At 35.5% G+C, this 11,734-nt stretch carries 9 protein-coding genes; 5 read left to right on the top strand and 4 right to left on the bottom strand.

Annotated elements, in window-relative coordinates; all coding sequences use genetic code 11:
• The first annotated feature begins 110 nt into the window (after window positions 1-110).
• From UABHE_RS16960 to UABHE_RS16945, 4 genes are all read left to right on the top strand, one after another.
• Window positions 111-1,268 carry a hypothetical protein gene (locus tag UABHE_RS16960; protein ID WP_372371528.1) on the top strand — a complete coding sequence of 386 codons (1,158 nt, stop codon included), beginning with the start codon at window positions 111-113 and terminating at the stop codon, window positions 1,266-1,268.
• A gap of 225 nt (window positions 1,269-1,493) precedes the next feature.
• The gene (locus tag UABHE_RS16955; RefSeq protein WP_372371526.1) at window positions 1,494-3,389 is read left to right on the top strand and encodes a protein kinase; all 1,896 of its coding nucleotides are present in this window, start codon (window positions 1,494-1,496) and stop codon (window positions 3,387-3,389) included.
• A 105-nt stretch (window positions 3,390-3,494) separates the two neighbouring features.
• The gene (gene fni / locus UABHE_RS16950) at window positions 3,495-4,505 is read left to right on the top strand and encodes a type 2 isopentenyl-diphosphate Delta-isomerase (protein WP_372371524.1); all 1,011 of its coding nucleotides are present in this window, start codon (window positions 3,495-3,497) and stop codon (window positions 4,503-4,505) included.
• A 3-nt stretch (window positions 4,506-4,508) separates the two neighbouring features.
• Window positions 4,509-5,024: a macro domain-containing protein gene (locus UABHE_RS16945; RefSeq protein WP_372371523.1), complete on the top strand. Its 516-nt coding sequence runs from the start codon at window positions 4,509-4,511 to the stop codon at window positions 5,022-5,024.
• Between the two features lie 127 nt (window positions 5,025-5,151).
• On the opposite strand, the gene UABHE_RS16940 is transcribed toward UABHE_RS16945, so the two are convergent.
• Window positions 5,152-9,159 carry a protein kinase gene (locus UABHE_RS16940; protein WP_372371522.1) on the bottom strand — a complete coding sequence of 1,336 codons (4,008 nt, stop codon included), beginning with the start codon at window positions 9,157-9,159 and terminating at the stop codon, window positions 5,152-5,154.
• A 76-nt stretch (window positions 9,160-9,235) separates the two neighbouring features.
• Between UABHE_RS16940 and UABHE_RS16935 the strand changes: the two genes are divergently transcribed.
• On the top strand, window positions 9,236-9,658 hold the full coding sequence (locus tag UABHE_RS16935) for a hypothetical protein (protein WP_372371521.1): 423 nt from the start codon (window positions 9,236-9,238) through the stop codon (window positions 9,656-9,658).
• A 40-nt stretch (window positions 9,659-9,698) separates the two neighbouring features.
• Here the strand turns inward: UABHE_RS16935 and UABHE_RS16930 are convergent, their stop codons facing one another.
• The 3 genes from UABHE_RS16930 to UABHE_RS16920 are packed head-to-tail and all read right to left on the bottom strand — an operon-like array spanning window position 9,699 to window position 11,710.
• Complete coding sequence (locus UABHE_RS16930) at window positions 9,699-10,346, bottom strand: prepilin-type N-terminal cleavage/methylation domain-containing protein (RefSeq protein ID WP_372371519.1); 648 nt, start codon at window positions 10,344-10,346, stop codon at window positions 9,699-9,701.
• A gap of 10 nt (window positions 10,347-10,356) precedes the next feature.
• Entirely contained in the window at window positions 10,357-11,055 is a 699-nt protein-coding gene (locus UABHE_RS16925) for a PilW family protein (RefSeq protein ID WP_372371517.1), read from the bottom strand.
• 13 nt (window positions 11,056-11,068) lie between these two features.
• Window positions 11,069-11,710, bottom strand: coding sequence for a Tfp pilus assembly protein FimT/FimU (locus tag UABHE_RS16920; protein WP_372371515.1), 642 nt, complete (start codon window positions 11,708-11,710; stop codon window positions 11,069-11,071).
• Between the last annotated feature and the right edge of the window lie 24 nt (window positions 11,711-11,734).

The raw sequence follows: 11,734 nt of genomic DNA, 5'->3' as shown, positions 1-11,734 counted from the left end.
GTAAGTGATAAATAACGAAGCTGATAAATAAAAGATCATGTAAAATGGTAAATTATTTTTTGGGACACCCCTTACAAGTAACTTTATAAATTTTTTTGAGGATTTAAATAATGAACAAATTTATCTTTTTTAGTGTGCTTATTTCTTTAAGCGTTCTCTTTGCACAACAAAAATTTAATGCGAAAGTCATTCCAACAGTTATCGATCCTTCTTTTGATTGTTGGCACAAGTCTGTCAATAAAGATGCTTTTGCCATACCAGCAGTAAAAAAAGTGGTTCCGGGACAAAAATTTAGATTATGTGTACTATTTTCTAACTACGGCACTAAAGACAATAATGCTGATGTAAAATTCTGGATAAAGTGTACTAAACCAGATGGGACAGAGCGCTTTAGCAAGAATAAACTGACAGGCTTAAGTAACAGTGGTACAGGAAAAAAGCAAATTTCGGAAAGCATAGAATCAATATCTTTTAACGAAAACGACCCTACTGGCAAGTATAAATTTCAGGTTCTATGCATTGATTACATCAATAAGAAAAAACTAAAAAGAACTTTTGAAATTGAACTAATGAAGTGGCAACGTGGTAATTATCCTGGATCTCTACAAGAATATTCTCAGTGGATGCATAACTACTATAAAAATCCAGCACCTAATCAAGCTATTCAAGCTTTTTTAACCCACTTTGTTCCTGTCGACAAAAACAAACAATTCAGCTATCATATTTTACATTTTTTTAGCACCGTTTTTACCAAAAACGAACATTTAATTGACTTAGCCTTACGCAATTTTTCTTCTTACACAACAGCAGAAAAAATAAAAATTGCCACGCTGTACAATGCAATCAATAAAACCGATAAAGTGCTAGCTCTTTGCGATGAATCCGAACGCCAAATCATTTCTAAAACCAAAATACCTCTTTTTGATCCGTATACTGACATTTCAAACCCTGTACAGGTTAGTATGTTATGGCTTGAATTTTATGCAACTGGAACGATAGCTCCTATAAAAAAAATAGTTGATACCTTAAAAAATTCCATTCACTACGGCGCCAAAAAGAAACATGAAAAATCCCCAAAAGGACACGAACAAGAAATCCTTAAAGATATTCTCTTTCAAGTCACAGCTTGGTCTTTACAACAAAATTGGCGAATGGTACCTCTTGTTACAAGTTACAGCCACCACATACTCAAGGAAAACAAAAACTCTCAAGAAATCTCCATACGCACTTTACATCAAATGCTATACAATAAGCAGCAAAAAAAATGAAATAATGAAATCAAAATAAATTGAATACTTATCAAGCCGTTTATTGTTCATTTTCATAATCAATGCTTGTATTATAAAATCTTGAATAATTCAGTGCAAATGCTTAAAACGATTATACTTTGCACTTGCTTATGAAACACAAAAAATATATACTAAAATAAATTCTTTTAAATCATGTTGTTGTTCTTGAGAAAGGAGATAGATAGTACTACTATCTAATCTACCATGAAAATCAATACACAAGATATCCCAAATAACATCAAATTAATCACATTAGAAGGGCATATAGACGAAAATACTATTAGCCTCGTGCAAGACACCTTCAACAGTGTTTTTAACTTAAACCAAAGTAAGATAATCTGCAACATGCAAGGTGTCGAACATATTAGTGCTCCCGTATTAAAAAATTTCCTAGAGAATGTTCACAGCGCCCGAAATCGCGGCGGTGATTTAAAATTGTTAAACGTACAAGCTTCTTTGCAAGGTATTTTTCGTTATGCAGGTTTCAATGATGACAAAGTGTTTTGCAACAACGTACAAGTCGCAGCTCAACAATTAGAACAACTATCAGATCAAAGATTTGCTAATAATGAAGAAGATCCTTTTGGAGCAACAATACAAACATCAAACACAGACTTTACGCAGCCTTCTAACAACATATATGCTCCAACAATACACGGTAACCAATCTCCTTTACAAAACAAAAATACTGAAGACCTTTACGGTGCTACAATCCAGATGACTGGTTCTCCTCTACAAAACCGCAATAAACCAAGTGATAATCAAAATACTGAAGATCCTTACGGTGCCACAATTCAAATGACGGGTTCTCCTCTGCAAAACCGCAATAAACAAAAGAGTAACCAAAGTGCAGAAGACCCTTATGGTGCCACAATTCAAATGACAGGTTCTCCTTTACAAAATCGTAAACAAGAAGAACAGCCAAGTGAAATGTATGGTGCGACAATATCCCTTGATGAATCTCCAATCCAAGGTTTATCTTCTCCGCAACCAAAAATAGAACATAGCGTTGAAGACTTAACAAATGCAAGTTTCACTATTGATTCAGGAGAGGAACAGGACCTTAGTTTTCTATCTGGTGATGAACCAGCAGCTCCACCACAAGTGCCTGCAATGAGTACACCTGCACCTATAGCAATAGAACCGACCGTAACAGCTGACTCTCACTTTACCCAAACAGGCACACAACAAGACACAAAAGTATTCAAGTACGAAATTACTTATAAAATTGCTGATAAAATTGCTGAAGGTCATATGGGAAAATTATACCGCGGCGAAGAAATCAGTGCATGTGGCTTCCACAAACCTGTGGCACTAAAATATTTAAAAACTCATTTTTCAAAGCAATCCTATTTAGAAATTCTTACTAACGAAATACGAAAAGCATCACTCATTACTCATCAAAATATTGCACAAGTTCACAAACTTGTCGCCCTAAATAATTACTATTTTGTAGTAATGGAGCATGTTGATGGGGTTAATTTAGCGACAATGCTAGATAAGTTAAGACAAAACACTCGTTTACTTCCACCGCACCTTGCGTCACTTATTGTTTACAACATTTGTAGAGCCCTAGCATACGCAAATAGAAAACTAGATAGCAATGGTGGAGAAATAGAAATTATCCACGGAGAAATAACACCTGAGAACGTTATTATTAGTAAAGATTTAGACATAAAACTTGTTGGCCTTGGCGTATCAAAAGCAAGTAACTTAGTTCGCCACCAAGAGAATCCTGCATTTTCACATGGATTCACACACATGGCTCCAGAAGTAAAACAATCTGGAATTCCATCAAAATCAGGAGACATATTCTCTCTAGGTGTCTTGTTTTATGAATTACTCACAAATCAAAAGCCGTACACGGCAGAACAAATCAATAACCAATCAAATGAAATTGTTTTTCCAAGTCGCATAAACTCTAAGGCTACAGATATAGTCGATGGATTAGTACTTAGATGTTTAGGGGCAAATCCTGCTAGCCGTTGGAAAGATTTTGAGGATCTTGGTTTACAACTAGAAGAAAGTCTCCAAGACAAAGGATTCAGTTTAACCCAAGCAAGTTTGAAAAAATTCTTAGAGATCAACTCTATTTTTTAAGCCTAGCTTTACGAAATTTTTAGTCTGTCGCCTATTTTATTTGACATTCCTTTAAGTGGCAAAGTAACTACTTTGCCACTTTTCTCGTTTGAGATTCAAAATATTATGAGTAATTTAAGTAACAGAAAACAAGATCACATAGATATCGTATTAAACGAAAACACAGAACCTATAAGTAGCTCATTTGATAAATATTACTTACCTTACTGCGCATTACCTGAAATCGACATGGGAAAAATCGATCCTTCCACAACACTACTCAACAAAACATTGTCTTTTCCTTTTATAATATCTTCAATGACAGGTGGTTTGGAAAAAGGCGAACAAATCAACAAAAACTTAGCCATCGCTGCACAACAAGAAAAAGTGGCCCTAGGACTAGGTTCTATGCGCGTAATTATTCGCTACCCAGAAATGTTAAAAACATTTCAAGTTAGAGAACACTGCCCAGATGTTCCGCTATTTGCCAATATTGGCATTGTGCAACTAAACTATGGCTTTACTGCGCAGGAACTCAAAAAAATAATTGATGGGGTTCAGGCCGATGCCCTTTTTGTCCACATCAATCATCTTCAAGAAGCTATTCAACCAGAGGGTGACACTAATTTTGAAAATCTTATTCCCAAACTAGAAAAAGTAATTTCGCAACTCAATGTCCCTGTTTTTGCAAAAGAAGTAGGTCACGGCATTGATTACAATACTGCAAAAAGACTTAGAGACATCGGTGTAAAATATATTGACGTCTCTGGAATGGGAGGATGTTCATGGGCTTGGATAGAAGGTTACCGTCTGCCAGATTCACGCAATTTAGGCCACACTTTTAGAGCAGAAGGAATTCCTACTGATCATGCTCTAAAAATATGCTCAAAACTTCAGGATATAACTCTTATTGCAGGAGGAGGAATTCGCAGTGGCTTGGATGTAGCAAAATCATTAACGATGGGCGCTTCATACGCTACAGCAGCAAAACCATTTTTGGATCCTGCTCTAAAATCTAGCGAGGCTGTTGCTAGAACAATTCAACAGTGGAAAAAAGAATTTATAGTTGCTCTATTCACTAGTGGAGCATCAAATGTAAACGAAATGTCCGACATGGAATGTTTAAAAAGGGATTAAGAGGTGAAAGAAAAAATAGTTATTCTACAAAACGATATATGGAAAATGGAAGTAGATGCTATCATTTGTCATGCAAATACCGAGTTGGAAATGTGCGAAGCAATTTCATCTTTGTTATTGGAATATGGGGGAGATGATATCCAAAATGAGTGCAACAGTTTCGAACAACTCATGAAAGGACAAGCTGTTCTTACTACAGCTGGACAATTGCCCGCACAAAGCATCATTCACGCCATTGTCCATAATCTTGGAGAAGACCACAATGATGGAGAAGAAGAATTTTTAATGAAGGCGATTCGCGAAGCTTTCATTCTCATTAAAGAAAAAAAATTCAAATCTATAGCTCTACCACTTATTGGAAGTTCTAGCTTAAATATTCCGGTAAAGAGAGCCGCAGAACTTATTATGGCAGAAGTAAAAAAACACTTAGATGGTGAAACTTTCGTTGAAACGGTATATTTTGTAGCACAAAGTTACATTATGTATGACGCGATTGATGAAGCTCATCGCCAACTTTAGATACTCAAAGCAGTTGTAAAACTACGCGTAGTAGTGGGACGGTACAAAACCGCTTCCACCACCACGCGTAGTTTTTTAGTGTATCTTCTCCGATTGAGCTATTTGAGATTGTTTCTAGCTAAATCATTTATTCTTGAAAAAATGCCAGCCATTTCTTTTCAAATTCATCAACAGGCATTCCTACCAATTCTTCAAATGCTTCTATTTGATCTTTACCACTCCAAATATTTCTTATATAACTACCAAACACATCGCCTTTTCGTAAATCAAACAATGTAGTAACAAAGTGTACCGTTGCCCACGACTGAATATAATGCAAGTTTGAATTTTCTAAATTATCACTGGAGGTTACAATAAAATCCTTATAACCAGCGACAAGCAAATCTTTCACAGGAACAGCGTTTTTACGTTTCGTAAATTTTTTCAAAAAACTCAAACGACCTTTATCCATTTCTCCTATAATAAGTCTGTTTCCAGAGAAAAAAGACGATTCAAAATACTGGGCAAGCCCTTCATTTAACCAGCGAGGCACATACATAGTTTGTTCTTCAGTGAAAAGGAAGTTTTTCATAAAAGCGTGAAACGCTTCGTGATACATCATTTCAATCATTTGATCAATATATTTTGGTATTAATTTTCTATTTTTGGATGCAATATATCGTCCTTCTGCTCTATGTTTTCTTTGTTCTTTTAGAAGAGCATTTATTTGCCGATTAATTTTATCAATCTGATTTCCAATATTACGATATGCAACATCATAATCGCGCTGTTTGATTTGCCCGCGTGCCAATTTTTTATCTAGTTGATTATGAAGCGTACGTTTTTGACGCGTAATTCGATTTCGATGTTTAGCGATAATTCTTTCATTTTTAGCAAGAAGCGCGAAAATTTTATCATTGTGTTTTTTGGTTTTTGCTAGAGAACTCTCGTAAGCAGCTAAATCACAACTAGCCATGATATGATTTTTAGTAGGTGAGTAAAAAGCTGGATTAGCAAAAGCACGACCAATAGCCTTCTGGTACTCTGCTGTAGAATTGAATATATATATTTTTATTTTTTTATCACTATTACGAGTAACGGGAAAAAATCGCTGGTAAGCTTCAAATATACTCTCTGTACGAAATGCAATTTCGCGAGTAAAGTTCTCAGGAGTATTACAATACAATGTAAAAAATTTACCTGTGTAAACAAGACCTGTGCCTTTTCCAAATTCCCAAGGTACTTTTTCTAAGGGAACAAGATCTATTTTTTTGCGATCAATAAGTTTTTGCTGACTTAGATTTTTTATATCCTGTAGTCTAGTTTCTCGTACTTCGTCTGGTATGCGCTTAATCTTAGCAATTTTACTTTTCCGAATTTTCACCTCAACAAATGACGTTGAGCCTTTAGAAATTTTTACTACCGTAAACAAAATTTCCTTCGAATTTTCTTTTTTAATAAGTCCCTTGATTTTGCGTTTGTCTTTTGTGTATATAATGTCAAGAGCCGTCTGCGAATAAATGGTAGAGCCTTTTACTTTTTCAACCGTATTGCTATCTGATTTTATTACTTGTTGATTAAATTCTTTAGGCTTCCAACTTGTCAATTTCTCTTTGAAGTCATTTCTTACCATATTACATATTTCTTTTTGCTCATCGTCAACTTTATTTGCTAGTTCTAAATAAATATTTGACGAAATAACCTGTTGCCAGTTCTTGACTTTGTTTGAATCAACCCAATAACTAAAATTACATGAAGCACGCAAACGACGAATATCCTTACGTTTTTTATCGCGGTTTCCATGATAACTACCTATATTTGTTTCGCGATATTCACAAATAATCCAATGTTTTGGTTTATCTATTTTCGGAGATTTAGAAGAAAATCTAGGGTACAGATCTTCTTTTAGAATAGCTCTGTCCATTATCTCAATAATTCGGTCTTGAAATGAACTAGTGTCGTAATCTCCAAAAAAATTAAACTTTGTGTAAACAAACAATGTATTTTCTTTTACCAAATCGCCATGTTTAGTTTTAAGCGCTCGAGCTTTTTCAATCGGAAAAGAAATTCTTTTCCAAGACATAACTAACGAAATATTCTCTAGTTCTTTCTTCAATATTTTAATTGCCAAACCTGTAGCGTTTACCGAAATAAAGTTATCTGCACACTCTACCATACCCAAATGTAAAGTCATGAGTGCATCCTTGATAATCTTACCGTATTCTTTCTCAATATCAAGGCTATCCTCAACAGATTCAGTAAGAACATCAAATTCAATAACAATGTTTTTATAATCAGAAAATAATTTGTCCCACTCTGAGATAAAATCTTCAAGATAAAGATGTTTTCCTTTTGCAAGATCATCAAAGACTTTTTGTTCGGTTTGCATTAAGCCTTTGTACTTTAAAGAAGCTTTAGATATGTTTGACTGCAAATCACCAAACATTTTACTGACTAAAACCCAACCTTGCTCTGTTCGAATATAACCTTGCTTCCTCAAATCACGTGTACTTAACCACAGTCCTCCCATGAAATGATATTTTCTTTTATAGATATTAGGCTTTAATTTAACAAGGCTTTTAATCGCTTCTTGGCGTAAATCTTCAGGCGTTGACGCACTAATAACGAGATTCTGTAAAGAAATCTCAGAATCAACCTTAAGATTCCCTAGCGCTCTTACAGCATATATTTTGGCTTGGTGATTAAAAATTTTAGAAAAATCTTCAATAACCTCACTAAGGTAGTAAGAAGCACTTTCTGGATATTGACTAATATGCTCAATAATATCTTTACGCATTTTTACTTGTGAGCTGTTAAGACCATAAACCAAAGACTCTACAGCTTCTTCTCCCCGAGTCTTTAACTCCACAAAAGCTACTTTCTGTTCCTCAATATCGTTAGAAAGTAACTGTTCTTGAAGTGTTGAAAGACTTGCAGGCATTATTAAAAATAGAGCTAATACCATAACAAAAAAAACAGCCGCTCCAACTATTGGGTATTTATACTGATCAAAAATACTTGGCTTTGAAATAGGCTTGTTCTCTGGTGAATCTTGAGGAGAGTTTGAATTTTCATCAAGTAATTCATCTTCATCGTCTTCAAAATCAAGAGAACCAGTATTTTTTACAGGAGCAATTGACATTGGTTTTACTTTTGGTACAAGTGCTGATTTTGTAACAGAAACATCTTTTTTCAGAGGCTCAGACAAAACAGGAATATCTTCCTCAATATCATCGGTTAGTGATGAAAAATCGGGATCTTCTAACATTGCATCATCATCGTCATCATCATCTTTAAAGGCTAAATCTGTCGACAATCCAATGGATGTTTGTAACTCATCTTCGCCTTTTTCCGTAGCATTTTTGATATCAGCCAGTAACTCTTCGCAATTTTGATAGCGCTTGATAGGATCTTGCTTTAAAGCCTTCATACAAATCACGGACATTTTTTGACCTAGTGGTGGCAAAGAGCTAACAACATGAGGCGCTTTTAAATTGCCCTGAGTTACCATGTAACAGATTTCTTGAACTGTTCCTTTGAATGGACATTTACCAGTTAACATTTCGTACAAAATAATTCCCAAAGACCAGATATCTGAACGTTGATCTGGTGGACTTTGCGACCATAATTCTGGAGCCATATAAGAAGGAGTTCCCGATGTGATATTCATCGTCTGAGAGCTACTATCGGATAACCGCGCAATTCCAAAATCAGTAATCTTAGCAATTCCGTCATCTGACATTACAATATTTTCTGGCTTTAAATCTCTGTGTATAAGTCCTTTGTTGTGAGCAAAAGAAAGTCCTTCAGTTATAGATGAAAATAACTGAATACGTTGCTTCAAATTGAGAACTTTTTGACGACAATAATTGTAAAGATTGCCTCCAGAAACATATTCCATAATAAAAAACTTCTCTTTTTGATTTGCGTAAAAAATAGTAATAATATTAGGATGATTTAAAGTAGCAAGTAATTGGATTTCGCGTTTAAACCGGGATAACTCCTTGGGGGAAATAGAAGTGACTACTTTACACGCTTCGTGACGGCCGCCAGTATTATTATTGCGAATTAACCATACACAACCTTGCGCTCCACGTCCAAGTTCTTGTACATACTCATAACCATCTGGTAGTACAGGTAAATTCATATTAGACATTTTTATTGTCCTTTGTATTGAAAAAAGCACACACATATCCTATAATATAGTATAGGATTTTGAGAGGAGAATTGCCATGAAATGTAGAGAGTTTAGAGAAAAGATGGTTGATTTTATTTGTGAGAAAAACAGCACAAATAGTTTTAGGATACACATCGAAGAGTGTTCTAACTGTAAGATAGAGTACAAAAAGTACCAAGAAATTACATCCATCGTACAAATGACACGTATTAATCCTAGTAAGAATTTTGCAAAAAATCTACAAAAAATTTTACACAATGACAATACTTCGTTTGTTGAAAAACTAACTTTCGTTGTAGAATATACTTTTTATAGACTAACTCATACACCGCTGCGCGTGGCGTGGATGATTTTTTTGATCGTCACAACTGTTAGCCTACCAATTTGGTACTTCAATTACATAGAAAAACACATGCAAGCAGAGCAACAAGCACTTCCATTATGGAAAATACCTGCGCAAACAATGATGAACAACTGAAGTGTGCTAGTGAATTGTGTATACAATTCACTAGCATTAGTTAATTATCGTTATTTGTCGGTAGAAAAATCTTCGATGGAAATCGCTTAATCAAACGTTCACCACGCCGAATGCGGATCATCACGTCAAAAAGCCCTTTTGGATTTTGCTGCGGTTGCCCGTTATCATCGGGATACGAAATCTGAATGTTATAAGAAAATTGTCCCAATGTTCCAGCTTCATCTTCATCGCTAATACTAACATTAAAACCGTTATCGTTTTGACCAAGAAAAGCAAAATTTCCTGTTGCGCCTCCTTGTAAAAGCGGAGCATAGTTATCTTGATCACCACCTGTTCTTGTATCTATATCAACCACGACGGGACCTGTTGTAGGTACATCATCAATAGAAGGTATACCAATAGATTTGTTTACTAGTGGTAATACAAATTCATTTAACCTACTTGTATCATTAATACCATCGTGAAAATATATCAAATTATCACCAGGTGCCATTTGAGAAGCAGAAGCGCGTAGTGCAGCATATACCGAGTCAGCGATAAAAGCCGCATATGTTTCCTCTGCCGCTTTTTTAGTCGATTTTATTCCAGCAGGGAATAACGTCAAAATTCCTACAACTCCAAACACCAAAATACCTAAAGAAATCAATATTTCGATAAGGGTAAATCCCGATGTTGATTTTTGCCTCATTGTAGTCCTCCTAATTATTTGCGTTTGCGACCCAAAAAACACGTCCTACTGTTCGTGTAATTCGACTTTGTTCATCAGTAACGTCCATACTTATTCTAACTGCATCTACATTTCCATTATTAGCTGTTAGTATTTCCCAACGATCCTCGTTAGCAGCACTGGTATCGTCAAAATAACTTGCAAAAGCAAAACTTATGCCTGGGGCAGCCCCATCTCTTGGAGCTCCAATAAATTGGCATAATACATCACTTTCATTCGCACGTGCATTGGCAAGATCAGGCTCAACGCTAGGATCGAGTAAGTTTGGATCACCAACAGCTGGCACTACGAAATTGCGTAATAAAATCCAACGTCTATTTTCACTACCTTCCAAAGGAATGACACGATAGCTTACATTTGCAACACCTGTTTCAGGGCCACTGTCACCTTCAAAAGTAACGATCGAACGAAAAGAGAGTAACTCTTGTTCTTGCGCTAGACTTGTTACTGGATTAATTTGCAAATTACCACGAGAACTTGCCAGTTCTTTTGACATTAGATCAAAAGCAACGCGCGCATTTTGAAAAATATTCATATTAGCTTCAGAGAGATTGAAAAGTTGTGTTGAGCGGCTAAAAATAAGGACAATTGCACCCATAAGAATAATCATCAAAGATACAGCAACGAGTAATTCTATTAATGTAAAACCTTTTTGTTGTCTTCTACGCATAATATACCTCTTATTATGGAGTACGGATTGTAGAACGAACTTGTCCAGTATTTCTTATAATATCAACTAAAGCTATATGTTCTCCATTGTCTTGTTGTATAACAATGTCAGCTTCGTTATTTGTAAAAGCCTGAGTACCTGGTGTTGGAAGATCACCTGCAAAACCAGAGCGTACTCTAATACTACCTGTAGGAGAAAATTCCAAAACCAACGAATCACCAAAGTTCTCATCGCCACCTAAACTCTGTATCGAAATAAATTCTGGAAATTCTTCTGCTTGCGTCCTACTTTCAAATTCACGATTAGGGTTATTTTCATTCGAATCAAAAATCTGAATTGTGTTTACGCGTGCCTGTTGGTTTTCTGCCCCAGGAACTCCGTCAAAAGCGTCAGCAGTAACCGTAATTCTCGTATTCACTTCTGCATTTGCCTGAGTATAAACAACAACAAATTGACGCTCACGTTGTGATATAGCCTGTGATCTAGCTTGTAAACATGCCATCTTGATCATAGAAGCAGCACCTTTTAATCGACTTTTTTTCATAAAATCAAGTGTCGTAGGTAAAACAGCCGCTGCTATCATCACAATAATAGAAATAACTACCAGTAGTTCAATTAGAGTAAACGCTTTGAAATGTTTTTTATTTAATAGCAAAACAAAACACCCCTAAAAACAATT

The organism is Candidatus Uabimicrobium helgolandensis, from assembly GCF_041508025.1.
GTDB classification, from domain to species: domain Bacteria; phylum Planctomycetota; class Uabimicrobiia; order Uabimicrobiales; family Uabimicrobiaceae; genus Uabimicrobium; species Uabimicrobium helgolandensis.
This window is presented reverse-complemented; position numbering and strand designations above follow the sequence as displayed.

Bases quoted from the DNA above. Each gene is read 5' to 3' on its own strand.
- UABHE_RS16960 (WP_372371528.1), top strand. From the start codon at position 111: ATGAACAAATTTATCTTTTTTAGTGTGCTTATTTCTTTAAGCGTTCTC.
- UABHE_RS16955 (WP_372371526.1), top strand. From the start codon at position 1,494: ATGAAAATCAATACACAAGATATCCCAAATAACATCAAATTAATCACA.
- fni (WP_372371524.1), top strand. From the start codon at position 3,495: ATGAGTAATTTAAGTAACAGAAAACAAGATCACATAGATATCGTATTA.
- UABHE_RS16930 (WP_372371519.1), bottom strand. From the start codon at position 10,346: ATGAGGCAAAAATCAACATCGGGATTTACCCTTATCGAAATATTGATT.
- UABHE_RS16935 (WP_372371521.1), top strand. From the start codon at position 9,236: ATGAAATGTAGAGAGTTTAGAGAAAAGATGGTTGATTTTATTTGTGAG.
- UABHE_RS16925 (WP_372371517.1), bottom strand. From the start codon at position 11,055: ATGCGTAGAAGACAACAAAAAGGTTTTACATTAATAGAATTACTCGTT.
- UABHE_RS16940 (WP_372371522.1), bottom strand. From the start codon at position 9,159: ATGTCTAATATGAATTTACCTGTACTACCAGATGGTTATGAGTATGTA.